Genomic DNA, 22,702 nt, shown 5'->3' on the forward strand with positions numbered 1-22,702 from the left:
TATTTTTAATTTTAAAAATTATATAATAGCAACAATCAAAGAATTTGATTTTTTTATATTAAAATTACATAATAATCAAAATAATTGATTATTTTATATCAAAATTATATAATAGCAATAATCAAAGGAATTGATTTATTTTTTGATATTAAAATAAAAAAGGAGGGTAAGCAATATTGTGGTCAATCATTGCTGGAGGTCTTATTGGACTTGTAGCAGGTAGAATCACTAAAAAAGGTATTTCTATGGGAATCGTCGCAAATGTATTCGCTGGTTTAGTCGGGTCATCTGTAGGACAATCCCTTTTAGGTAGTTGGGGCCCATCCATCGCTGGAATGGCTTTGATCCCATCTATTGCAGGAGCAGCAATTGTTGTTACTGTAGTATCATTCTTTACAGGTAAAAAATAATTACTTGTAGTAATAAACTATTTTTAAATAGATTAGACGGGTAAAAATAGTTTAAATGTTAAATCGAAAGGATTGTATATGTCAAAAGCAAAGAAAATATGTTTCATTATTTTCTGTATTTTAATCTTGACAATTTTCCTTCCTGTTTTGATAGATTATCATCAAGTTAGTGATCTAGGCATTCAGCTATTTAGCTGGAGACAGAATCATTTCGTTGAATTTTATCTCTCTAGATATATATTCTGGGGGATAGTGGCTCTATCAACTTTAGTTTTGTTATCGATGTTAGTTGTATTGTTTTATCCTAAACGTTATTTGGAAATTCAACTTGAAACTAAAAACGATACATTGAAATTAAAGAATTCAGCAATCGAAGGTTTTGTTAGAAGTTTGGTGAGTGATCATGGATTGATCAAGAACCCAACTGTTCATGTAAATTTACGAAAAAATAAATGTTTCGTTCATGTAGAAGGTAAAATTCTTCCTTCGGACAACATCGCTGACAGATGCCAACTAATTCAAAATGAAATAACTAATGGATTGAAGCAGTTTTTTGGTATTGAGCGTCAGGTTAAACTAGAAGTTCTAGTAAAAGACTACCAGCCTAAACCAAAACCTCAAAACAAAAAGACTGTTAGTCGTGTGAAGTAAGGAAGTAAAAAATGGAATGGCTTAAACAATATCGATATCCAATAATCGCAGGTCTCATAGGCGTATTTCTCGCTTGTTTGATTATCTCCTTTGGCTTCTTCAAAACAATATTTGTATTGATTTTAGGAGCACTGGGAGTTGCAGCTGGATTATATATCGAAAAAAACTATATAGATAAATAAAAATTACTAATTTAATTAAAGGAGTTTCATATGTCAAACGAAAAAAACATTAACACTAACGTAGAAAAGAAAGATGCTACTGCTGTAGCTCACGAAATCAAAGGGGAACTTACTTACGAAGATAAAGTTATCCAAAAAATCATTGGTCTGTCACTAGAAAACGTTTCAGGTCTTTTGGGAATCGACGGTGGTTTCTTCTCAAATCTTAAAGAAAAAATCGTTAACAGCGATGACGTAACAAGTGGTGTTAACGTAGAAGTTGGTAAAACACAAGTTGCAGTTGACTTAAACATTATTGCTGAGTACCAAAAAAATGTTCCAGCTTTATATTCAGAAATCAGAGAAATCGTATCTTCAGAAGTTGCTAAAATGACTGACTTGGAAGTTGTTGAAATCAACGTAAACGTTGTCGACATCAAAACTAAAGAACAACATGAAGCAGACTCAGTAAGCCTTCAAGATCGCGTATCTGACGTTGCTGAATCAACAGGAGAATTCGCTTCAGAACAATTCGAAAAAGCTAAATCTGGTCTTGGATCTGGTTTCTCAACTGTTCAAGAAAAAGTTAGCGAAGGTGTAGAAGCTGTTAAAGGTGCAGCAACTGGTGTAGTATCTCACGAAAAAACTCGTGTAAACTAAGATAAAATAAATATAACAGGAGAAATTATCATGTCAGTAGAAGAAAAATTAAATCAAGCTAAAGGTTCTATTAAAGAAGGTGTTGGGAAAGTCATCGGTGATGAAAAAATGGAAAAAGAAGGAGCAGCTGAAAAAGTTGTTTCTAAAGTAAAAGAAGTTGCTGAAGATGCCAAAGACGCTGTAGAAGGTGCTGTAGAAGGTATCAAAAACATGTTGAGTGGCGACAATAAATAAGGCTAAAAGTTACTTTATCTCTTTAGTAACATTAGTCAAAAGAGTCTGAGTCAAGATGATTCTCAGAAAACAAAAAGCTAGAGATTTCCAATTGCGGAACTCTAGCTTTTTAATTTCACCTCTTTCTCTTATTATATTTCAGCAGGTTGTTGACCGTGAGTACGAATCCCATGTCAATTCTCACTTGGCGCTTACCTCTCAGATGACATCTCTTATAACCAAACAAACCTTTATCTGCCCAAAGACAGATTTCATATCAATCTTACGTTTAGCGAAAATTTGTCTACCATTGGAAGATAAAAGTGCCTGATATTCTTTAGTTTTTAAACACTGGTAACGTTCATTCATATACAGTCTCTTTTGAGGGGCTGATTCAGGTTCATCATCGCAGTCAAGATTGATTTCAAGGATTTTTACTTTCTATCTCCCCTTTTTCATAATGTATTTTCGTACAGGTTCTTCAACTATTTGAACGATTTCAAATCCTTCTTTTTGGTAAAGATTCTGAGCTCTTTGATTTGCCTCGAAGACATTTAGAGAGATGCTGTCTATATCTCTATTTTCAAAGACCAAACTAACAAATTTCCTTAAAGCCTGCCTACCTAAGCCTTGCCCCTGTTTCTGAGGATTGATAAAAAATCTTCCAATATGAAGATTACTGTCTTCTTGCCTGATTTTCTGGATAACCCCCACAAACTCTTGTCCTTCAAAGATTGAAAAGATTCCTTCCAAATCTTGCAAAACTTGAATTGTCAAGGGGAAAGGAATCATTGGTCCCATCCATTGTTCTTGAAAGGATTTGCCAAGGGAGTTGGACCATTGGCATACGAATTGAGCGTTTTCTGGGCTCACATTTTCTTCAAAACGAATTGTCATCTTTGCCTCACCATCTTATCTATGTTTCTCCATTATACTACTTCTCCCATTTTTTACGAATAGATAAGTATGATTGATATTTATTTTTTTCTCGTCGGTAGCATTCTCGCTTCCTTTCTTGGTTTGGTCATTGACCGTTTTCCTGAGCAATCCATTATCCAACCTGCTAGTCACTGCGATTCCTGTCAGACTCGCTTGCGCCCCTTAGATTTGATTCCGATTCTCTCGCAAGTGCTCAATCGCTTTCGCTGTCGCTACTGCAAATCTCCTTATACAGTCTGGTATGCCCTCTTTGAACTAGGCTTAGGGCTCCTCTTTCTGGCTTGGTCTTTGGAATTGCTTTCCTTGGGGCAAGTCGTCCTAATCACCGCTGGTTTGACCTTGGGCATCTACGACTTTCGCCATCAGGAATATCCCCTACTGGTCTGGATGACTTTCCACCTAATCCTCATGGCTTCCTCTGGCTGGAATCTGGTCATGGTCTTTTTCCTTGCTCTTGGCTTTTTGGCTCATTTTATCGATATCCGCATGGGCGCAGGGGATTTTCTCTTTTTAGCTTCCTGCTCTCTCGTCTTTATCGTAACGGAGTTACTGATCTTGATTCAGTTTGCTTCTGCAACAGGAATTCTAGCCTTTCTCCTACAAAAGAAAGAGGAAAGACTTCCTTTTGTGCCTTTCCTCTTACTCGCTGCTTGTGTGATTATTTTTGGTAAGCTACTGCTTGTTTGATAAAGTCCTGAATCGGCTCTCCTTCATGGAGGGCTTTTACGATTTTTGAACCAACGATAACGCCATCTGATACCGCATTGAAGCGTTCAACATCGGCTTGACTAGATACACCAAAACCTGTCAAGACGGGGATGTCGGCCACTTGATGCAATTGTGCCAAGTGCTTGTCCAAGTCTGCTCGGTAATTTCCTGATTTCCCTGTCACCCCATTGATGGCAACGGCATAGACGAATCCTTCTGCCCCATCAATCAATTCTTTCTGACGCTCAATCCCTGTGGTCAAGCTTACTAAAGGAATCAAAGCAATGTCTGTATCTGCCAAAAATGGTTCTACAAAGTTGGCATGCTCATGAGGAAGGTCTGGGATAATCAAGCCCTTAACCGCTGTATCTGCCAAATCTTTGACAAAATTCTCTACACCGTACTGAAAGAGGGGATTGAAGTAGGTCATGATGACAAGCGGAACTTCTGTTTCAATGGTTTTCAAAGTTTCAACCAAAGCCTGGGTAGAGGTCCCGTGGGCTAAACTGCGCAAGCCAGCTTCTTCGATAACAGGTCCATCTGCAACAGGGTCTGAAAAGGGAATGCCCACTTCAATGGCAGAGACACCCAAATCTTCTAAAAAGTGGATTGTTTCAGCTAGACCATCCAAACCTTTCTCGTGGTCTCCAGCCATGATATAGGGAACAAAAATTCCTTTTCCAGCTGCTTTGATAGCATTCAATTTTTCTGTTAGTGTCTTAGGCATGAGCTTCTCCCTTCTTTGCTGCATCTGCTTCCAAGCGGTCCTTGACTTGAACCACATCCTTGTCCCCACGACCCGATAGGCAGACAATCATGGACTTGTCTGGTCCAAGTTCTTTGGCCAATTTCACCGCAAAGGCAATGGCATGGCTAGATTCCAATGCTGGGATAATCCCTTCCACGCGGGATAAGAGCTGGAATCCTTCCAAGGCTTCTTCGTCTGTCACAGGAACATAGCTGGCACGTTTGATATCGTGGTAGTGAGAATGTTCTGGACCGATACCAGGATAGTCCAAACCTGCTGAGATAGAGAAGGCTTCAAGAATTTGACCATGGGCATCTTGGAGCACATCCATGAGAGAACCATGAAGGACACCCGGACGACCCTTGGTCAAGGTAGCTGCATGGTGCTCCGTATCCACACCAAGTCCAGCTGCTTCAGCCCCATACATGGCTACTGACTCATCTTCTACAAATGGATGGAAGAGCCCGATAGCATTCGACCCACCACCAACACAGGCTACTAGAGCATCTGGTAAATCTTGACCTGTCAAGTCACGGTACTGTTGTTTGGCTTCCCTACCGATGACACTTTGGAAGTCACGGACGATTTCTGGGAATGGGTGAGGCCCCAAGGCAGAACCAAGGATATAGTGGGTATCATCGATATTAGCCACCCATGAACGAAGAGCTGCATTGACCGCATCTTTGAGCACGCGCGAACCGTCTGTCACTGCCTCAACCTTAGCTCCCAAAAGCTCCATACGGAACACATTGAGGGCTTGGCGTTTGACATCTTCCTCACCCATGTAGATAGTACATTCCATGTTAAAGAGGGCTGCAGCAGTTGCAGTTGCCACACCGTGCTGACCAGCACCTGTTTCAGCGATAATTTTCTTTTTACCCATGCGTTTAGCAAGCAAAACTTGTCCCAAGGCATTGTTAATCTTGTGGGCCCCTGTATGGTTAAGGTCTTCCCGTTTGAGATAAATCTTGGCTCCGCCGATATGCTGAGTCAAATTTTTTGCGTAGTAAAGGGGAGTTTCACGCCCCACGTACTGACGCAAGAGTTGGTTTAATTCCTCTTGGAAACTTGGATCTGCCTGACTTTCACGGTAGGCCTTCTCCAACTCCAAAACTGCTGTCATCAATGTTTCTGGGACGAAACGTCCTCCGAATTTTCCGTAAAATCCATCTTTATTTGGTTCCTGATATGCCATTCTTTACCCTCTCTATAAATCTTCTAATCTTTTCATGATCTTTTTGTCCATCTGTCTCCACTCCGCTCGATACATCTACTGCATAGGGAGTAAAGTGTTGAATTGCTTGTACTACATTGTCTTCCTTAAGCCCACCTGCGATAAAGAAGGGCTGATTTAGTCCAGTAGTATCTAGTTGCCCCCAGTCAAAGGTCTGGCCACTTCCTGCCACAGGGGCATCAAAGAGGAGATAATCTGCCTGAGAATGAGGCACATGCCCCTCTCCATCCACCTGCACAGCCTGAATGCTGTCACAGGGCAAATCCTCAAACACATCATCCGCTATCTGACCGTGAACTTGAACCAAGTCTAAACCAACTTTGTCAATCGCTTCTAGCAGTTCTACCCGACTTGGTGAAACAAATACCCCAACCTTTTTTACGTCTGACGGAATAATCTTTGCCAGCTCAGCAGCCTGATCCAAGGTCACCTGTCTTTTGCTAGGTGCGAAGACAAAGCCGATGTAGTCCGCTCCTGCTGAAACGGCTGTTCCCACCGCTTCCTCGGTCGATAATCCGCAAATTTTAACCTTTGTCAATCTGCAACTCCTTGATTCTCTGGGCTACATCTTCTGCCTGCATGAGAGCTGTCCCTACTAAAATGCCGTTAAAGTATGGTGCTACTCGCTCTGCATCCTGCCCTGTGAAAATAGCTGATTCAGAAATATACAAGCAATCATCTTTGAAGTGTTTAGCCAAGTCTACACTGGTCTCCAAATCGACCTCAAAGGTGGTCAAGTTTCGGTTATTAACTCCGATAATCTGAGCACCGAGTCTGTGAGCTACCTCTAGTTCAGCTAGATTGTGGGTTTCCACCAAGACTTCCAGACCAAGCTCTGTCGCGTAGTCGTAGAGTTCCTTAAGGCGTTCTTCTGACAAGGCAGCCACAATGAGTAAGATGACTGTTGCACCTGCATTGCGAGCACGGATGATTTGCTTTTCATCGATGATAAAGTCCTTGTTGAGCGTTGGAATCTGTACCTGACTGGAAATCCCCCGTAGATAATCCAAATGACCTTTAAAGAAAACCTCATCTGTCAAAACCGAAATCATCACTGCTCCGTTCGCTTCATAAGTCTGGGCCTGTTGCACAATATCCACATTGAGATTGATATCTCCCAGACTAGGGCTAGCTTTCTTGACTTCAGCGATTACCTGTAAACGGTCTTGGTGATTCTTCAAAAATTCAGCCAAGCGATAGGTCTGACGCAGGGGCTGGACTTCCTCCAGCTCCATCTGCTCGACCTCACGCGCCTTCTGCTCCAAGATTCGTGCTAAAAATTCCTGACTCATTTTTGGTACTCCTGTAACAGTCTGAGTTTTTCAAGGGCCTTGCCACTAGCAATCACTTGACGAGCCAAGGCAACCCCATCCTTGATATTATCTACCTTACCATTAGCATAGAAACCAAGACCAGCATTTAAAACTGTAGTTTCCAAGAATGGACTTGGTTCATTTTTAAGAACGCTGAGCAAAATTTCTGCATTTTCCTGAGCATTGCCTCCACGAATATCTTCGATAGCGTAACGTTCCATTCCCAAATCCTCTGGAGTAAAGCTTGACAAGGTGATTTCGCCATTCTCAAGAAGTGCAATCTTGGTTGTCCCGTTCAAACCAGCTTCATCCAAACCTTCTGGTCCAGCAACCACGATAGCGCGTTTGCGACCCATATTTTTCAAAACCTGAGCTGTACTTTCTAGAAGTTCTGGACGACTAATTCCAAGAAGCTGTGTTTCCAAGGCCATTGGGTGAATCAGTGGACCAGTCAAGTTCATAATCGTTGGAATACCCAATTCCAAACGAGCTGGCATGATGTATTTCATTGCTGGATGCATATTTTTAGCAAAGAGAAAAACGATGCCAGTCTTATCAAAGACCTTACCTAGTTCAGCTGGTTTGAGGTCTAGGTTAATGCCCAAGGCTTCTAGGACATCTGCAGAGCCAGATTTAGAAGAAATCGAACGGTTACCGTGCTTAGCCATATGAATGCCGCCACCAGCCAAGACGAAGGCTGCAGTTGTGGAAATGTTAAAGCTGAAAGACTTGTCCCCACCTGTACCACAGTTGTCCATAGCATCATGTATCTCAGTTGGAATATGTTGGGCATGTCCTCTCATGACTTGGGCAATGGCTGTGCGCTCTTCAGGTGTTTCTCCCTTCATCTTAAGAGCCAAGAGGAGAGAAGCAATCTGTGCTTCGGTTACACGTCCAGTCACGATACGCTCAATGACGTCCGTCATTTCAACACCTGATAAATTTTCAAATTTTGCTAGTTTTTCAATAATCTCTTTCATCCTAGTTTCCTCACTTTACAACCTTCTCAATAAAATTCCGAATAGAAGACAAGCCATCTGGCGTTCCAATGCTCTCTGGATGGTACTGGAAGCCATAAATTGGAAGTGTTTTGTGTTGAATCCCCATGATGGCTTGGTCATCAGTCGAACGAGCTGTCACTTCAAAGTTTTCTGGCATTTCTTCAATTAAAATACTGTGGTAACGCATGACCGCACGGCCATCCTCAATGCCTTGATACAAAACAGATGGCGCTTCAAAGCTGATATTGCTCTGTTTCCCATGCATGACTTTTGGAGCCAAACCTAACTTACCACCAAAGACTTCTGCAATGGCTTGGTGACCCAAACAAATCCCAAGAATCGGCTTCTTGCCAGCAAAATCACGAATCATATCTTCCATCTTTCCAGCATCAACTGGCCAACCAGGACCAGGAGAAAAGACCAGACCATCTGCTTTTTCAGCTTCTTCATACAGCTTGGGATCATCATTTCTCAAGACCTGCACTTCTGCAAAATTTCCAATGTACTGCGCCAAGTTATAGGTAAAAGAATCATAGTTATCAATCAATAAAATCATGGTCTTAGTTCTCCAATTCTAGTCATAGATTTAGCCTTGTTAATGGTTTCTTGGTATTCGTTTTGGGCGATGGAGTCATAGACAATCCCTGCCCCAGCCTGCACATAGGCTGTTTGATTTTTGAGAATCATAGTTCGGATGGCAATGGCGAAATCCATATCACCCGTCGCAGACAAGTAGCCGATTGCTCCTGCGTATACGCCTCGTTTTTCCGTTTCTAGTTCATAGATCCGTCTCATAGCTCGAATCTTTGGTGCTCCAGAAACTGTTCCAGCAGGAAGTGTTGATTTCAAGGCATCCATAGCAGTGAGTTCTGGAAGCAAGCGCCCCTTGACAACACTGGTCAAATGCATGACGTAGCGGAAGAGCTCTACTTCCATATACTTGGTAACTTGAACGCTTGCCGTTTCAGAGATGCGACCAATATCATTACGACCTAAGTCTACCAACATTCGATGCTCTGCTGTTTCCTTTTCATCCGAAAGCAGGTCTGTCGCCAAAGCCTTGTCCTCTTCATCCGTTGCTCCTCTTGGTCGTGTACCCGCAATCGGATTGGTTGTCACGATGCCATTTTTGACAGAAACCAAACTTTCAGGACTAGCACCGATGATTTGATAATCCCCAAAGTCATAGAAATAAAGGTAATTAGATGGATTGGTCACGCGGAGATTTCTGTAGAAGTCAAAAGGATTTCCAGTAACTTCTGCTGAGAAGCGCTGACTGAGCACGCATTGGAACATGTCACCATTTCGAATCAAGTCACGAGCTGTTTCCACCATTTCCTCAAACTTCTGAGGAGCGATATGCTGTTTGAAGTCAAGTGGTGATAAATTCAAGTCTTCAAATTCATTTGGAGAAGGGATGCGTAATTCCTCAAGCACTTGATTCAAGGCTTTTTCCAAGTCTTCTTGACTGCGATCACTATAAAGAGCATCCTCGATGACATGGATTTTTTCCTTCTTGTGGTCAAAGACCATGTAACTCTCATAGACAAAGAAATGCATGTCTGGCGTCCCAATTGTATCCTCAGGGATTTGACCAATTTCTTCATAGAGCGAAATCATATCGTAACCCACAAATCCAATGGCTCCCCCACCAAAAGGTAGGTCTGAATGGTGTTGGCTCTTATGAGTCACTTCATAAAGGAAATCCAAGGGATCACGATCAATCACTTGCCCATTTTGATAAAGAACTCCATTTTCAAACTTAATCTCAAAAACTGGATTATAAGCTAGGATAGAAAAACGAGCTGTTTCCTTGTCTCTCGGAATACTCTCTAAAATAACCTTGTGTTGCCCCTTTAGGCGCATATAAGCCAAGATTGGTGATAAGACATCTCCATGAATGATTCGTTCCATTGTAATTTCCCTTTCAGTTCCTTATTTTTAATTTTTTATCTTTTTCTATTTCCCTTAAATAGTGCGGACGGGAGGTAAAATTATCCAGTGGATGATTTTAGAAATCCATGAAATGAAAGACCTAATTTTTGAGCTCCTCGCTCATTCATTTCTAGGCTCAGGCTAAAATAGTTCCCCGAACTATTTTACTCTCAAAAATTCCGTCCTATAGAAGCATATTTGCTTCTATAGGATACCACTATGGCAGGAAATATCTTTTAAAAGCTCACTTCGTTCGCAAATTTTTTGTAGCAATCTATTTAATAATGAACAATAATTTAAAACTAAACATCTGAACCTATAATAGACATATAAAAATCCCCACGCAAAATAACTTGCGTGAGGACGAAATTCGCGGTGCCACCTCAATTATAGGATTTCTCCTATCTCTCATTCCTGTCTCAGATACCTCCTGTAACAGGCTGTGCGATAAAGGGCACTCCCTTGAGAATTATGTTTTCTTCTCTTATTTCAGATGGACCCAACTTTACAGTTTTCTCTGCTTGTTTCCAGCAACCACAAGCTCTCTGTGAGAGAAAGGACTGTAATTTTTCCATCTATTATTTTTTAGCTTCTAGGTAGTCTGCAATCGCAGCTACGTCCTTGTCTCCACGACCAGAGACATTGATGATGATAATCTCATCTTTACTTAGTTTCGGTGCACGTTTAACCGCTTCTGCAATAGCGTGTGAACTTTCAATCGCTGGGATAATCCCTTCAGTCTTGCTGAGAAGGAGCAGGGCTTGAACAGCTTCTTCATCCGTCGCAGCCACATATTCCACGCGACCTGAGTCTTTGAAGTAGGCGTGTTCTGGGCCAACACCTGGATAGTCCAAACCAGCTGAGATAGAGTAAACTGGAGCCAGCTCTCCATCTTCCTTAAAGACTGCATAGGTCTTCATTCCGTCGACAATTCCGATGCTACCTTTTGTCATAGTAGCTGCGTGCTTGTCTGTATCAAGTCCATGCCCAGCAGCTTCAACCCCAACCAATTTGACTTCTTCATCAGCCACATACTGAGAAAAAGCACCGATGGCATTGGAACCACCACCTACACAGGCAATAACGTAGTCTGGTAAACGGCCTTCTTTTTCTAAGATTTGACGGCGAGATTCTTCACTGATAACCTTTTGAAACTCGTGGACAATTGTAGGATAAGGGTGAGGACCTACAGCAGATCCAAGTACGTAGAAGGCTTCAAGGTCATTCATCCATGCTCCAAAGGCTGCATCAACCGCATCCTTAAGAGTTCGTGTCCCTGTTTCAACTGCGTGAACAGTTGCTCCCATCATCTCCATTCGGAAGACATTGAGACGTTGACGCTCCACATCCTCTGCCCCCATGTAGACATCACAGGCCATACCAAACTTGGCTGCAGCTGCCGCCGTCGCAACCCCGTGCTGACCAGCTCCTGTTTCTGCGATTACTCGTTTTTTGCCCATACGTTTGGCCAAAAGAATCTGTCCTAAAACGTTGTTTAGCTTGTGAGAACCAAGGTGGTTAAGGTCTTCACGTTTGAGATAAATCTTAGCGCCACCTAAGTGGTCTGTCAAACTTTCCGCAAAATAGAGCGGTGTTTCGCGACCTGAATAGTCCTTTAAGTAATGGCGAAATTCTGCCAAAAACTCTGGATCATCCTTGTACTTGTCAAATGTCACTTCCAACTCATCCAACAAAGCCTGAATCGGCTCCGGTACAAAACTACCACCAAATTGTCCAAAATAACCTTTAGTTGTCATAAAATTTTCCTCTTTCTGTATTGGTTCCAAGATATGAAAAAAGCCCACACACAGAATCTACTTCTGCGTGAGGGCGTTGGTAACGCGGTGCCACCTCAATTATAAAGGGACTATCCCCTTTACATCTCTACCTTGTCTAACAACAAGTTGCACTGTAAGGTGTGCGCACCGAACTTTCATTGTTTCAAATTCATTTTTAAAATCAGCCCACTTTCACTACTTCCAACCACCTGTTCACAATCACCACAGGCTCCCTGAAGATCAAAAATAATTACTTTTCTGATTTATTGAACTTATTTTAATACTTTGTTTTTTCTTTGTCAAGACTTTTTTACAATTTTTTTGATAAAGTTAGCACTTTTTCAGAAACTGTTTTGAAAGTCTCAATGATATAGTCCACTTCTTCATCGCTTAGTTTAGTGTGAAGAGGAAGCGTAATTTCATTTTCAAAGAAGGCATAGGCCTTAGGATAATTCGCCATATCAAAACCAAGATTTTTATAGGCTGTCAAGAGAGGAAGCGGTTTGTAGTGGACATTACTTGCAATTCCTGCTTTGGCCAATTCTTGGATAATAAGATTGCGTTCTTCTAGGCTCGCTCCTTCTACATGGGTGATGTAGAGGTGACGACAAGATTCGACCGTGTCAGTCTTATGTACCAATGGATGGATGCGAGAACCTGCAAAACCACGATCATAGCAGTCCACAATGTCCTTACGACGTTGCAACAAACTTGGATAACGGTCCAATTGTACCAAACCAAGGGAAGCCATGATATCTGTCATATTGCACTTGTAGGCTGGTGTCACGATATCGTATTCCCATGAACCCAGTTGCATCTTGGCTAGGGCATCTTTTGTTTGCCCGTGAAGGGAAAGGATTTGGAATTCCTTGTACATCTCTTCATCGTCAATCGCTGGATTGGCTTTCCAAGTGGCACTTCCACCTTCTGCCGTTGTAAAGTTTTTAACAGCGTGGAATGAGAAGGAAGTAAAGTCGGCGATAGAACCAGCAGGTTGTCCTTTGTAAGTAGAACCCAAAGCATGGGCACTATCAGAAACAATCACAATACGGTTAAAGGCCTTTTGCCACTTGCTTGAAGCAGTAAAGAGGTCACGTTTCTTTTCCACAACTTGGAACAAACGGTCGTAGTCGCAAACAATCCCCGCAAGCTCAACCGGAATAATTACCTTAGTCTTTTCAGTAATGGCTTGCTCAAGCAGGTCATAGTCCATCTCAAAAGTATCTGCTTGGATATCCACCATGACAGGAGTCGCTCCTACGTGAGTGATAACACTACATGAAGCTGTATAAGTCATGGCTGGAACGATGACTTCATCACCAGGTCCCACTTCCAAAACACGCAAAATCAACTCAAGAGCGGCTGTCGCAGAGTTGAGACAGACAGTCTTAGGTGTCTGTGTGTATTGAGACAAGCGACGCTCCAGTTCTTTTGTCTTAGGACCTGTTGTGATCCAACCAGAACGCAGGGTATCCGCTACTTCAGCAATTTCTGCTTCCGTAATATCGGGTGGTGAAAATGGAATATTGTAATTTGGCATTGATTTGCTCCTTTTGTCTGTACTCATTTTCTCATGACTACTTTATTTTAGCACTTCAAACACGGTTTGAAACATGATTTTGATGTCTCCAAGGAAACTAAACTCTCGGAGATAGGCGAGGTTATAGCGCATCTTTTCAGGAAGGACATGTTCAACATAGGCTTGGTCAACTGATAAACCTTTCTCCGTCATTTGACTGATGATAGTGTCCTCATCCTTGTAGTTGATGCTGGCTGGAGAGGTAATCCCTGCTGGCAAAAGCAAGGTTGCCATCATCTCAGGGCTATACTGTTCTGTGTAGCGTGGCACTTCAGGTCGTGTACCGACAAAGGACATTTCGCCTTTAAGGACATTGACCAGCTGAGGCAGTTCGTCCAAGCGCGCACGGCGGATGAAATTGCCAACCTTGGTAATACGACTATCGTTAGCAGAAGTCACCAGACTCCCTTTTTTATCCGCATCCGTCACCATGGTACGGAACTTCCAAATCTTGAACCGACGGTTGTACTGGGTCACACGCTCTTGCTTGTAAATCACTGGCCCCTTGCTATCCAACTTGATCCAAATGCTCAAAATGAGAAAGATGGGAGAGGTCAGAACCAGTACAACCAAGGCCAAAACCCAGTCCAAACAACGCTTGAAAATCAGCGAACCCTTCCTTTTAGAGACAAGCTGGTAGTAAGACTCAACCTCGCTTGATTTCATTTCCACGGGCAAGTCTTCCCATTTCAGCATGCTGTTTCTCCTTTGTTTTTATTATACTATTTGTCAACATTTTTCATTATACCACAAAATGGAAAAGGCGGTGAAAGAAATCTGTAATTTGAAGGATTTCCTTCTTACACTCAATGAAAATCAATGTACAGCTTTGAGATTGCAGATAAAGCTGACATGGCTTGAATAGATTTTCAAAGAATATTAAGACATAGCACCCGCCTGCAAACTATACATCTTGTGATAGGTTCCTCCCAGAGCCAAGAGTTCTTCATGAGTTCCACTCTCAATGATGCGCCCCTTGTCCAAAACATAGATGCAGTTGGCGTCTTGGATGGTAGAAAGGCGGTGAGCAATGGCAATGGTTGTTCGTCCCTGTCTCATCTTAGCCAGAGAAGCTTGAACCAGACTTTCTGTTTCAGAGTCAATATTGGCTGTCGCTTCATCCAAAATCAGGATTTTAGGCTGACTGGCGACTGTTCTAGCAAAGGCAAGAAGCTGGCGCTGTCCAGTTGAAAAACTCGAACCACGCTCAGACACAGGGGAGTCGTAACCCTGCGGAAGTTCTTGAATAAAGGAATCTGCATCCACAAAAGCTGCCGCAGCCTGGACCTGCTCATCACTGATTTCTTGGTACATGGCGATATTGGACTTAATGGTTCCATGATAGAGGAAGGGATCCTGCAAGACCAGACCGATGTTTTTTCTCAACTCTTCCTGACTGTAGTTCCTGATATCCACATCATCCAAGAGAACTCGCCCTGACTGGAATTCATAAAAGCGCATGAGGACATTGATAATCGAAGATTTCCCAGAACCTGTATGCCCCACAAAAGCAATGGTTTCACCCTTATTAACCGAAAAGGAAATATCATCCAGAATCGGGTGCTTGCCATCATATGAGAAACATACATGTTCAAAATGAATATTGCCTTCTTGGATTTTGGCTTGCCCATCTTTTTGAAGGGGCTCATAGGTCCTCTCATCGATCAAGGCAAAGACACGACCTGCAGACACCATGGAAGTTTGAAGGGTTGAAAAGTTTTGCGTCACCTCAATCAAAGGGTCAAAGAGGCGGTTGATGTACTGAATAAAGGCATACATGGTTCCTGCCGTTATTCCCAGATAAAGTCCACGATAGCCAAAGTAGGCCATCAAGACAGCATAGCCTAGGAGTTTAAGTAAACTCATGGCAGGGCGCAAAAAGAGGGCATCCAAGGCTACAGAACGGTAGGCATAGACCAAGTGTTCTTGGTTGATTTCATCAAACTCTGACTGTAGGCGCTTCTCTTGATTAAAGGCCTGGATTATTCTGATTCCCTCAATGTTTTCAGCCAGCTTACTATTGATATCTGACAAGAGGCTTCTGGTTTTCTCAATGATTTTCACTGATTTTTTCCGATAGAGATTGACCAAAAGGAAAATCAAGGGGAGAAAGAGCAAGACTAATGCTGTCAAACGAAAATCCAATACCAACATGGTATAAAGAGTTGTCAGAAAGATGAAAACTGCTGAGATAAAGCTAGATAAAATCCCTGAAAACATATCACTGATGGTCTCGGTATCATTTGTCAAACGAGAGACGATAGAGCCTGCTGGCGTCTTGTCAAAGTAAGACATGCCCAGCTTCTCCATATTGGAAAAGGCATCGCGACGAATATCCCTAACGATGCTGTAGGATACCCGCGCAAAGAGAAGATTACCGACATACTGAACTAGAGTTTGTAGAATATAAAGGCCATAGTAGGCCAGCAAAACGGTAATGGCTAGTTGGTTAAGATTACTCAGATACTGGTCGATAAAGTGGGAAGCCACAAGGGGAATGACACTTTTAATGACCGTCGTCGCTAGGAGAAAACTGAGTGCCAAAAAGGTCAGGAGCCCGTAAGGCTTGAGATAGGACATCAAGCGCTTCAATACAGTCCATTGTTCTTTCTTATTCTGCATCTTCTTCTCCTTTCATTTCCAGCTGCTGAGACTGGTAGGTTTGGGCATACCAGCCATCCAAAGCTAGCAAGTCTTCGTGTGTGCCCTGTTCAATAATTTGACCATTTTGCAGAACCAAGATTAGATCTGCATGGACAACTGCACTGAGGCGATGAGCCGTAATAATGGTTGTCTTGTCCTTTCGCGTCTCCTTAAGGTTGTCAATAATCGCATATTCTGTCTTGGCATCCACGGCCGACAAAGAATCATCCAAAATCAAGATATCAGGGTCTAAAATCATAGCTCGACTCATGGCCAGACGCTGCTTTTGACCTCCAGAAAGACTGACTCCCTTTTCACCAATCAACGTATCAAATCCCTGAGGCATGGCTACAATGTCTTGATAAACTTGTGCTAGCTTAGTCGCTTCCTCGACCGCTGAAAGGGGCAAGTTAGGATTGCCAAAGCGGATATTATCTAAGATAGAGGTCGCAAAGAGAAACTGGTCCTGAGGAACATAGCCCATGAGACTGCGAAGGTCTGTCAGACGATAATTCCGAATAGCGTGACCGTTTAGGTAAATGGCACCCTTATCCACATCATATTCACGCAAGAGGAGCTTAATCAAGGACGTTTTCCCAGAGCCTGTCTGCCCGACTAAGCCCAGGGTTTGTCCTTTTTCTAAACTAAAGTGAATATCCGTCAGTGTCTCCTCATTTTCAAAGGCAAAGCTGTCAATAGCGTACTCCAAACGTCCATTTTCAATACCGTCCAGAGGAAACTCAGGATCTTTTACAGGTGATTCCTGAGATAAAAGTTCCTCAATCCGTTGGTAAGAAACCTTGCCTCGCTGAGTGATATTAAAGAGGAAGCCAATGGCCATAAGTGGCCAAACCAGCATATCCAAGTAGCTGATAAAGGTGACTAGATTCCCAACCGTAATCTGTCCCTCCTGAACCATCAAGGAACCGACCAAAAGGGTTAAAACATAGGATGAACCAACAAACAAGAGAACCATAGGGTCAAAGAGACTATCGTATTTCATGGTTTGCAGATTCTTTTGGAAGGTCAATTCATTAACTGCCTGAAAGGACTTCAACTCATCCGCCTGATAACCGAAAGACTTGGTCACTTTAATACCTGATACAGACTCCTGCACCTTGTTATTGAGTTCGGAAAAGGCAGCTTGTGACTCGCCAAAGGCCTTATGAGTCTTTCTTCCTAAACGACTAGTCGCATAGGCCATGAAAGGTAGGGGTAGAATGGCAACCAAGGTCATCTGCCAAGAAATGCTAAAGAGCATGGTCAGCAAGGTCACTAAAGCTGTGATGGAGGCATCCACCGCAGACATAACACCGCCGCCTGCCAGACGGGTTAAGGCATTGATATCATTTGTAGCGTGTGCCATCAGGTCTCCCGTTCGATAGGTCTGATAAAAGGCTGGAGACATTTTTGTGAAATGCTCAAATAAGCGAGACCGCATAATCTGCCCCAAACGGTAGGAGGTTCCGAGGATATACATACGCCAAACATAGCGCAGATAATACATCCCAAAGGCTGCAAGGAGCAAGTAAAATAGGTCAAGAAGAAGGTCCTGCTGGGTTAATTGCTCCGATGTGATGGCATCAATGACCCGCCCCATAACCATAGGGGGAATGAGATTAAGGACGGAAACCAAGACCAGGGCCACGATTCCGACTAGATAACGGCGTTTTTCTAACTTGAAAAACCACCAAAGTTTTTGAATAATGGACATAAAATCCCTTTCTGATTGCAAATAGAAACCTGAGGCCAAGACCCCAGGTTTTTCTTATTCATAGGTTACGACTGTAACGGCACCCTTGTCATACTCAGCGATAAAGATATTAGCTACATTGTCATGTCCTTGCTTGTTGAGGTTATCAAGCAGCCACTCTTCGCTACGACCAATCGACTCCAAAACATCTACTTGGATCACACCGTCAGTCACAACTGGATACTTAGGATTTTCATCTCCCATTTGGACCACGATGAGTTGGCCATTTTGCTCCTGCACAGCTCGTTTAACTTGCTTCATCTGGAAAATTCCTTGGCTACGAAGTTTGAGAGCAACATCTGCCGCAGACAAACCAACTGAACGACAGGCTTCTGGGTCAATCTGCCCATTTTTGATGAGCAGAGTCGGTTTACCATCAATCAAGCGTTTCACAAAACGAACATTGTTATTGAGCCACTTGAGGGTCAAGACCAAAATCGTCCACATCATCAAAATCACTGCATACTGGAGAATACTGATAGAACTATTGTAAATCACCCCACCGATGATACCACCGAGAACATAGTTCTGAATTTGGTCTGTCGCAGAGTTAGGTGCTAGGTTCCCCTTTCCTGTCACATTGATAACAAAAACAAGCGAGAAGAGCCCCAAGGCCAGTTTGATTAAAATTTCCATATAATTGAGTGTCATTTGTTTACCTCCACCAATTCAATAGCATCTGTTTGATGCAATTCTAATTTCTCTAAAAGATACTTGTCTGGTTGGCTCCCGTTCATGGCACGATAGACATTTGAACCTACCTTGACAAGCGCTCCATCAGTGGCTGCAGAAGTATTGACATAGACTTCTGATTTATCCACTCCCAAGTCTTTGGAAACAACCTCTATGAAATGAAGGGAGGTTTGAAATTGATTGTTAGAGGCTTGATTGGTCTGGTATTTTGAGATTGTTACCAAAAGCATGGCTACCAAGGTCAAGGCCAAAATCATGACCAATTCCCGAAACTTAGTCCCCTTTTTATCTCGATAGGCTTTAAAAGCAAAAAATCCTGTGATAGCTAGGAGAACAATTCCAAAGCCAATCATGATGCCATTTTGCTGACTGATTTGGCTAAGTACATAGTCATATGAGTAAAATTTCATTTATTTTCACTCCCTTTCATAAAATCATTCTTAATTATAAACGAAAGAGAGTGATTTTTCAAACCATACGTTGGGGAAATAGACCTTTTTTTGGTATAATAAAATCTATAATCTGAATGAAAAAGGTAACTTTATGAAACTTATCTCATGGAATATTGATTCCCTCAATGCTGCCCTAACCAGTGACTCAGCTCGTGCCAAATTGTCCCAAGAAGTCCTACAAACCCTTGTGGCAGAAAATGCTGATATCATTGCTATCCAAGAAACCAAGCTTTCTGCCAAAGGGCCTACAAAGAAACACTTGGAAATTTTAGAAGAACTCTTCCCAGGCTACGAAAACACGTGGCGCTCTTCTCAAGAACCTGCCCGTAAAGGCTATGCTGGAACCATGTTCCTTTATAAGAAAGAACTCACACCCACTGTCACTTTCCCAGAAATCGGTGCCCCTTCTACCATGGACTTGGAAGGCCGTATCATCACGCTAGAATTTGATGATTTTTTCGTAACGCAAGTTTACACTCCAAACGCTGGCGATGGCCTCAAACGCTTGGAAGAACGCCAAGTCTGGGATGTCAAATATGCTGAATACTTGGCTCAACTAGACAAAGAAAAACCAGTCCTTGCAACCGGTGACTACAATGTAGCCCACAATGAAATCGACCTTGCAAATCCTGCCAGCAACCGCCGTTCACCAGGATTTACAGACGAGGAACGTGCTGGATTTACCAACCTCTTGGCAACTGGATTTACCGATACTTTCCGTCATGTTCACGGCGATGTTCCAGAACGCTACACTTGGTGGGCACAGCGCAGCAAGACTTCTAAAATCAACAATACAGGCTGGAGAATCGACTACTGGCTCACAAGTAACCGCATTGCTGACAAGGTGACCAAGTCCGACATGATTGATTCAGGTGCTCGCCAAGACCATACACCGATTGTCTTGGAGATTGAACTCTAAGGAGAAAACGAATGGACTATCAAGCTGTCATTCCTGAATTTGTAGTATCTGACATCGAAAAATCACGCCACTTCTACTGCGACCTGCTAAGATTCTCTGTCGAATACGAGCGTCCAGAGGAGAAATTTCTCTTCCTCTCACTTGAAGACTGCCAACTTATGCTAGAAGAAGGCAGCGCAGAAGAATTAGCTCAGCTGACCTATCCTTTCGGGCGCGGTGTCAATATTTCCTTTGGCATTGCAGATGTTCCTCAGCTCCACCAAAAACTGCTGGAAGCTGACTATCCTATCCATCGTCCCCTGACAAAGAGAGAATTTCGAGTAGGAGATAGCTTTATATATCCCCATGAATTTGCAGTTCTGGACCCAGATGGCTATTTTTTAAGATTTAGCGAGTAGAACAATAAAGATTGGGAAAAAGTCTTTAAAGTTAGAAAAAGGCATATTGTCAAGTCTTGAAAAATCTTGATAATATGCCTTTTATGATGGAAAAATCTTCTAAATGTTAGCCAATAAGTTAATTTTTGCCCATTTTTATTATATTTGTTCGTTTTTCAAACCAAAACACTAACAAAATATTTGATTTCTAAAGTTATTTAGTGTAAAATAAAAACATTAGCTCAAGCCTATTTGAAATTGAATATCATTTTACTTGTTTATGTCGTGAATTGGCACGACGTTTCTACAAGGTGCCGGAACACCTAACAATAAGTAAGTCAGAAGTGAGGTATGGTCGTTTTTGCCATGCCTATTTGGGGGACTTGCTTAGAGATTAAGTAAGTCCTTTTTGAATATTTTTAATATTTCCCTTAATTAGTGCGGACGGGAGCAACTTCCTCCGGAATTTCATCCCTAATTTTTGAGCCAAAAGTCTCAAAAATCCCGTCATAGACAATAACAAGATTATTGTCTATGATACCACTACAACGGGAAATATTTGATAAGACTCGCTTCGCTCGTACTAGTTTTATCAAATATATAGTACTAGCAAATTGGATCACTATAGAAACATTTAACCAACAAGTAAACTGGCTTTTAGACTTTAGGAGGTCTTATGAAATTATTAGAAGAGCGCATCCTCAAGGATGGGCATATCTTGGGTGATAACATCCTCAAGGTGGATTCCTTTTTAACCCACCAAGTTGACTTTAACTTGATGCGAGAGATTGGTAAGGTTTTTGCGGAAAAATTTGCTTCTGCTGGTATTACCAAAGTCGTGACCATTGAAGCGTCAGGTATTGCCCCAGCCATTTTTACAGCTGAAGCCTTAAACGTTCCCATGATTTTCGCTAAAAAAGCTAAAAACATCACTATGAACGAAGGAATCTTAACTGCCGAAGTTTACTCCTTTACCAAGCAAGTGACCAGTACCGTTTCTATCGCTGGAAAATTCCTCTCACCAGAGGACAAGGTATTGATTATCGACGATTTCCTTGCTAATGGCCAAGCTGCCAAAGGCTTGATTCAAATCATCGAACAAGCTGGTGCCACAGTCGAAGCTATCGGTATCGTGATTGAAAAATCTTTCCAAGATGGCCGTGATTTGCTTGAAAAAGCAGGCTACCCTGTTCTATCACTCGCTCGTTTGGATCGTTTTGAAAATGGTCAAGTCGTATTTAAGGAGGCAGATCTCTAATGCAAACTCAAGAAAAACATTCGCAAGCAGCCGTTCTTGGCTTGCAACACTTACTAGCCATGTACTCAGGATCCATCCTGGTTCCTATCATGATTGCGACAGCCCTTGGCTATTCAACTGAGCAGTTAACCTACCTGATTTCCACAGATATCTTCATGTGTGGGGTGGCAACCTTCCTCCAACTCCAACTCAACAAATACTTTGGGATTGGACTCCCAGTCGTTCTTGGAGTTGCCTTCCAATCAGTCGCTCCCTTGATTATGATTGGGCAAAGCCATGGTAGTGGTGCTATGTTTGGCGCCCTTATCGCATCAGGGATTTACGTAGTTCTTGTTTCAGGCATCTTCTCAAAAGTGGCCAATCTCTTCCCATCTATCGTAACAGGATCTGTTATTACAACAATTGGTTTAACCTTGATTCCTGTCGCTATTGGAAATATGGGAAATAACGTTCCAGAGCCAACTGGTCAAAGTCTCTTGCTTGCCGCTATTACTGTTCTGATTATCCTCTTGATTAACATCTTTACCAAAGGATTTATCAAGTCTATCTCCATTTTGATTGGTCTAGTTGTTGGAACAGCCATTGCTGCTAGCATGGGTTTGGTGGATTTCTCTCCTGTTGCGGCAGCACCACTTGTCCATGTCCCAACTCCACTCTACTTTGGGATGCCAACCTTTGAAATCTCATCTATTGTCATGATGTGTATCATCGCAACGGTTTCTATGGTTGAGTCTACTGGTGTTTACCTAGCCTTGTCTGATATCACGAAAGACCCAATCGACAGCACGCGCCTGCGCAACGGTTACCGCGCAGAAGGTTTAGCCGTACTTCTCGGAGGAATCTTTAACACCTTCCCATACACAGGATTTTCACAAAACGTTGGTTTGGTTAAATTATCAGGTATCAAGACTCGACTACCAATCTACTACGCAGCTGGTTTCCTGGTTCTCCTTGGACTGCTTCCTAAGTTTGGTGCCCTTGCCCAAATCATTCCAAGCCCTGTCCTCGGTGGTGCCATGCTGGTGATGTTTGGTTTTGTATCTATTCAAGGGATGCAAATCCTCGCTCGTGTTGACTTTGCTAACAATGAACATAACTTCCTTATCGCAGCTGTTTCAATCGCTGCAGGAGTTGGACTCAACAACAGCAATCTCTTTGTCAGCATGCCAACAGCCTTCCAAATGTTCTTCTCAAACGGAATCGTCGTAGCCAGCCTACTCGCCATTGTCCTCAATGCCGTATTGAATCATAAAAAGAAATAAGAAAAAGAGGTGTGA

Annotated in this window: 25 protein-coding genes, 1 pseudogene, 1 riboswitch and 2 other annotated features; of the genes and pseudogenes, 10 read left to right on the forward strand and 16 right to left on the reverse strand. The window is 42.5% G+C overall.

The window, feature by feature from the left end:
• The first annotated feature begins 173 nt into the window (after positions 1-173).
• From D8855_RS08485 to D8855_RS08505, 5 genes are all read left to right on the forward strand, one after another.
• Positions 174-410: a GlsB/YeaQ/YmgE family stress response membrane protein gene (locus D8855_RS08485; protein WP_025170701.1), complete on the forward strand. Its 237-nt coding sequence runs from the start codon at positions 174-176 to the stop codon at positions 408-410.
• Positions 411-488: 78 nt separating this feature from the next.
• The gene (gene amaP / locus D8855_RS08490) at positions 489-1,061 is read left to right on the forward strand and encodes an alkaline shock response membrane anchor protein AmaP (protein ID WP_020901648.1); all 573 of its coding nucleotides are present in this window, start codon (positions 489-491) and stop codon (positions 1,059-1,061) included.
• 11 nt (positions 1,062-1,072) lie between these two features.
• Entirely contained in the window at positions 1,073-1,243 is a 171-nt protein-coding gene (locus D8855_RS08495; protein ID WP_000455064.1) for a DUF2273 domain-containing protein, read from the forward strand.
• Positions 1,244-1,273: 30 nt separating this feature from the next.
• Positions 1,274-1,882, forward strand: coding sequence for an Asp23/Gls24 family envelope stress response protein (locus tag D8855_RS08500; RefSeq protein ID WP_000064110.1), 609 nt, complete (start codon positions 1,274-1,276; stop codon positions 1,880-1,882).
• A gap of 30 nt (positions 1,883-1,912) precedes the next feature.
• The gene (locus D8855_RS08505; RefSeq protein ID WP_060628708.1) at positions 1,913-2,116 is read left to right on the forward strand and encodes a CsbD family protein; all 204 of its coding nucleotides are present in this window, start codon (positions 1,913-1,915) and stop codon (positions 2,114-2,116) included.
• Positions 2,117-2,231: 115 nt separating this feature from the next.
• On the opposite strand, the pseudogene D8855_RS11030 reads toward D8855_RS08505, so the two are convergent.
• Positions 2,232-2,503: pseudogene (locus D8855_RS11030) on the reverse strand (transposase); the annotation flags it as partial.
• Between the two features lie 33 nt (positions 2,504-2,536).
• Positions 2,537-2,992 (reverse strand): GNAT family N-acetyltransferase, encoded by a 456-nt coding sequence (locus D8855_RS08515; protein ID WP_125416952.1) that lies wholly within the window; start codon positions 2,990-2,992, stop codon positions 2,537-2,539.
• 69 nt (positions 2,993-3,061) lie between these two features.
• Between D8855_RS08515 and D8855_RS08520 the strand changes: the two genes are divergently transcribed.
• Positions 3,062-3,721 (forward strand): prepilin peptidase, encoded by a 660-nt coding sequence (locus tag D8855_RS08520; protein ID WP_125416954.1) that lies wholly within the window; start codon positions 3,062-3,064, stop codon positions 3,719-3,721.
• Here the strand turns inward: D8855_RS08520 and trpA are convergent.
• The 14 genes from trpA to D8855_RS08590 all read right to left on the reverse strand — a co-directional run bounded on the left by trpA (position 3,693) and on the right by D8855_RS08590 (position 18,829).
• A complete protein-coding gene (gene trpA / locus D8855_RS08525) occupies positions 3,693-4,469 on the reverse strand; it encodes a tryptophan synthase subunit alpha (RefSeq protein ID WP_125416956.1) in 777 nt (258 codons plus the stop codon). The two genes, D8855_RS08520 and trpA, sit on opposite strands and share 29 nt — an antisense overlap.
• Positions 4,462-5,685 (reverse strand): tryptophan synthase subunit beta, encoded by a 1,224-nt coding sequence (gene trpB, locus D8855_RS08530; protein ID WP_000331265.1) that lies wholly within the window; start codon positions 5,683-5,685, stop codon positions 4,462-4,464. Before trpB (D8855_RS08530) ends, trpA begins: the two co-directional genes overlap by 8 nt.
• Positions 5,663-6,262, reverse strand: coding sequence for a phosphoribosylanthranilate isomerase (locus D8855_RS08535; protein ID WP_094753352.1), 600 nt, complete (start codon positions 6,260-6,262; stop codon positions 5,663-5,665). Before D8855_RS08535 ends, trpB (D8855_RS08530) begins: the two co-directional genes overlap by 23 nt.
• Positions 6,249-7,016, reverse strand: coding sequence for an indole-3-glycerol phosphate synthase TrpC (gene trpC / locus D8855_RS08540; protein WP_125416958.1), 768 nt, complete (start codon positions 7,014-7,016; stop codon positions 6,249-6,251). Before trpC ends, D8855_RS08535 begins: the two co-directional genes overlap by 14 nt.
• Positions 7,013-8,017 carry an anthranilate phosphoribosyltransferase gene (gene trpD / locus D8855_RS08545; RefSeq protein ID WP_125416960.1) on the reverse strand — a complete coding sequence of 335 codons (1,005 nt, stop codon included), beginning with the start codon at positions 8,015-8,017 and terminating at the stop codon, positions 7,013-7,015. The genes trpC and trpD overlap by 4 nt, the downstream gene beginning before the upstream one ends.
• Positions 8,018-8,027: 10 nt before the next feature.
• Positions 8,028-8,594 carry an aminodeoxychorismate/anthranilate synthase component II gene (locus D8855_RS08550; RefSeq protein WP_125386827.1) on the reverse strand — a complete coding sequence of 189 codons (567 nt, stop codon included), beginning with the start codon at positions 8,592-8,594 and terminating at the stop codon, positions 8,028-8,030.
• Positions 8,591-9,952 (reverse strand): anthranilate synthase component I, encoded by a 1,362-nt coding sequence (gene trpE, locus D8855_RS08555; RefSeq protein ID WP_125416962.1) that lies wholly within the window; start codon positions 9,950-9,952, stop codon positions 8,591-8,593. The genes D8855_RS08550 and trpE overlap by 4 nt, the downstream gene beginning before the upstream one ends.
• Before the next feature lie 377 nt (positions 9,953-10,329).
• Positions 10,330-10,555: a binding site (T-box leader), on the reverse strand.
• On the reverse strand, positions 10,552-11,730 hold the full coding sequence (trpB, locus tag D8855_RS08560; protein ID WP_000208440.1) for a tryptophan synthase subunit beta: 1,179 nt from the start codon (positions 11,728-11,730) through the stop codon (positions 10,552-10,554). It overlaps the preceding feature by 4 nt.
• A 66-nt stretch (positions 11,731-11,796) precedes the next feature.
• Positions 11,797-12,027, reverse strand: a binding site (T-box leader).
• Between the two features lie 34 nt (positions 12,028-12,061).
• A complete protein-coding gene (locus D8855_RS08565) occupies positions 12,062-13,291 on the reverse strand; it encodes a DegT/DnrJ/EryC1/StrS family aminotransferase (protein ID WP_185757581.1) in 1,230 nt (409 codons plus the stop codon).
• A 42-nt stretch (positions 13,292-13,333) separates the two neighbouring features.
• Positions 13,334-14,026 carry a sugar transferase gene (locus D8855_RS08570; protein ID WP_125416966.1) on the reverse strand — a complete coding sequence of 231 codons (693 nt, stop codon included), beginning with the start codon at positions 14,024-14,026 and terminating at the stop codon, positions 13,334-13,336.
• A gap of 183 nt (positions 14,027-14,209) precedes the next feature.
• Complete coding sequence (locus D8855_RS08575; protein ID WP_125416968.1) at positions 14,210-15,952, reverse strand: ABC transporter ATP-binding protein; 1,743 nt, start codon at positions 15,950-15,952, stop codon at positions 14,210-14,212.
• Positions 15,942-17,687, reverse strand: a complete 1,746-nt coding sequence (locus tag D8855_RS08580) for an ABC transporter ATP-binding protein (RefSeq protein WP_125416969.1) — start codon at positions 17,685-17,687, stop codon at positions 15,942-15,944. Before D8855_RS08580 ends, D8855_RS08575 begins: the two co-directional genes overlap by 11 nt.
• A 54-nt stretch (positions 17,688-17,741) precedes the next feature.
• Complete coding sequence (locus tag D8855_RS08585; RefSeq protein ID WP_000174447.1) at positions 17,742-18,377, reverse strand: DUF421 domain-containing protein; 636 nt, start codon at positions 18,375-18,377, stop codon at positions 17,742-17,744.
• The gene (locus tag D8855_RS08590) at positions 18,374-18,829 is read right to left on the reverse strand and encodes a DUF3290 family protein (RefSeq protein ID WP_020900359.1); all 456 of its coding nucleotides are present in this window, start codon (positions 18,827-18,829) and stop codon (positions 18,374-18,376) included. The genes D8855_RS08585 and D8855_RS08590 overlap by 4 nt, the downstream gene beginning before the upstream one ends.
• Positions 18,830-18,962: 133 nt before the next feature.
• Here D8855_RS08590 and D8855_RS08595 point away from each other — a divergent pair, with 133 nt between their 5' ends.
• The 4 genes from D8855_RS08595 (at position 18,963) to D8855_RS08615 (ending at position 22,687) form a co-directional block, all read left to right on the forward strand.
• Positions 18,963-19,790 carry an exodeoxyribonuclease III gene (locus D8855_RS08595; RefSeq protein ID WP_125416971.1) on the forward strand — a complete coding sequence of 276 codons (828 nt, stop codon included), beginning with the start codon at positions 18,963-18,965 and terminating at the stop codon, positions 19,788-19,790.
• A gap of 11 nt (positions 19,791-19,801) precedes the next feature.
• Positions 19,802-20,188 (forward strand): bleomycin resistance protein, encoded by a 387-nt coding sequence (locus tag D8855_RS08600; RefSeq protein ID WP_125416973.1) that lies wholly within the window; start codon positions 19,802-19,804, stop codon positions 20,186-20,188.
• A 233-nt stretch (positions 20,189-20,421) separates the two neighbouring features.
• Positions 20,422-20,517: riboswitch (purine riboswitch) on the forward strand.
• A gap of 326 nt (positions 20,518-20,843) precedes the next feature.
• Positions 20,844-21,425: a xanthine phosphoribosyltransferase gene (locus tag D8855_RS08610; protein WP_061590409.1), complete on the forward strand. Its 582-nt coding sequence runs from the start codon at positions 20,844-20,846 to the stop codon at positions 21,423-21,425.
• A complete protein-coding gene (locus D8855_RS08615) occupies positions 21,425-22,687 on the forward strand; it encodes a nucleobase:cation symporter-2 family protein (protein ID WP_004256021.1) in 1,263 nt (420 codons plus the stop codon). The genes D8855_RS08610 and D8855_RS08615 overlap by 1 nt, the downstream gene beginning before the upstream one ends.
• Positions 22,688-22,702 lie beyond the last annotated feature (15 nt).

It is taken from the genome of Streptococcus mitis (assembly GCF_003942685.1).
Lineage (GTDB): Bacteria > Bacillota > Bacilli > Lactobacillales > Streptococcaceae > Streptococcus > Streptococcus mitis_CD.

Bases quoted from the DNA above. Each gene is read 5' to 3' on its own strand.
- D8855_RS08580 (WP_125416969.1), bottom strand. From the start codon at position 17,687: ATGTCCATTATTCAAAAACTTTGGTGGTTTTTCAAGTTAGAAAAACGC.
- trpB (WP_000331265.1), bottom strand. From the start codon at position 5,685: ATGGCATATCAGGAACCAAATAAAGATGGATTTTACGGAAAATTCGGA.
- D8855_RS08515 (WP_125416952.1), bottom strand. From the start codon at position 2,992: ATGACAATTCGTTTTGAAGAAAATGTGAGCCCAGAAAACGCTCAATTC.
- D8855_RS08590 (WP_020900359.1), bottom strand. From the start codon at position 18,829: ATGAAATTTTACTCATATGACTATGTACTTAGCCAAATCAGTCAGCAA.
- D8855_RS08520 (WP_125416954.1), top strand. From the start codon at position 3,062: ATGATTGATATTTATTTTTTTCTCGTCGGTAGCATTCTCGCTTCCTTT.
- trpE (WP_125416962.1), bottom strand. From the start codon at position 9,952: ATGGAACGAATCATTCATGGAGATGTCTTATCACCAATCTTGGCTTAT.
- D8855_RS08610 (WP_061590409.1), top strand. From the start codon at position 20,844: ATGAAATTATTAGAAGAGCGCATCCTCAAGGATGGGCATATCTTGGGT.
- D8855_RS08585 (WP_000174447.1), bottom strand. From the start codon at position 18,377: ATGACACTCAATTATATGGAAATTTTAATCAAACTGGCCTTGGGGCTC.
- D8855_RS08615 (WP_004256021.1), top strand. From the start codon at position 21,425: ATGCAAACTCAAGAAAAACATTCGCAAGCAGCCGTTCTTGGCTTGCAA.
- D8855_RS08595 (WP_125416971.1), top strand. From the start codon at position 18,963: ATGAAACTTATCTCATGGAATATTGATTCCCTCAATGCTGCCCTAACC.
- trpD (WP_125416960.1), bottom strand. From the start codon at position 8,017: ATGAAAGAGATTATTGAAAAACTAGCAAAATTTGAAAATTTATCAGGT.
- D8855_RS08570 (WP_125416966.1), bottom strand. From the start codon at position 14,026: ATGCTGAAATGGGAAGACTTGCCCGTGGAAATGAAATCAAGCGAGGTT.
- trpB (WP_000208440.1), bottom strand. From the start codon at position 11,730: ATGACAACTAAAGGTTATTTTGGACAATTTGGTGGTAGTTTTGTACCG.
- D8855_RS08575 (WP_125416968.1), bottom strand. From the start codon at position 15,952: ATGCAGAATAAGAAAGAACAATGGACTGTATTGAAGCGCTTGATGTCC.
- D8855_RS08550 (WP_125386827.1), bottom strand. From the start codon at position 8,594: ATGATTTTATTGATTGATAACTATGATTCTTTTACCTATAACTTGGCG.
- D8855_RS08565 (WP_185757581.1), bottom strand. From the start codon at position 13,291: ATGCCAAATTACAATATTCCATTTTCACCACCCGATATTACGGAAGCA.
- trpC (WP_125416958.1), bottom strand. From the start codon at position 7,016: ATGAGTCAGGAATTTTTAGCACGAATCTTGGAGCAGAAGGCGCGTGAG.
- D8855_RS08495 (WP_000455064.1), top strand. From the start codon at position 1,073: ATGGAATGGCTTAAACAATATCGATATCCAATAATCGCAGGTCTCATA.
- trpA (WP_125416956.1), bottom strand. From the start codon at position 4,469: ATGCCTAAGACACTAACAGAAAAATTGAATGCTATCAAAGCAGCTGGA.
- amaP (WP_020901648.1), top strand. From the start codon at position 489: ATGTCAAAAGCAAAGAAAATATGTTTCATTATTTTCTGTATTTTAATC.
- D8855_RS08600 (WP_125416973.1), top strand. From the start codon at position 19,802: ATGGACTATCAAGCTGTCATTCCTGAATTTGTAGTATCTGACATCGAA.
- D8855_RS08505 (WP_060628708.1), top strand. From the start codon at position 1,913: ATGTCAGTAGAAGAAAAATTAAATCAAGCTAAAGGTTCTATTAAAGAA.
- D8855_RS08500 (WP_000064110.1), top strand. From the start codon at position 1,274: ATGTCAAACGAAAAAAACATTAACACTAACGTAGAAAAGAAAGATGCT.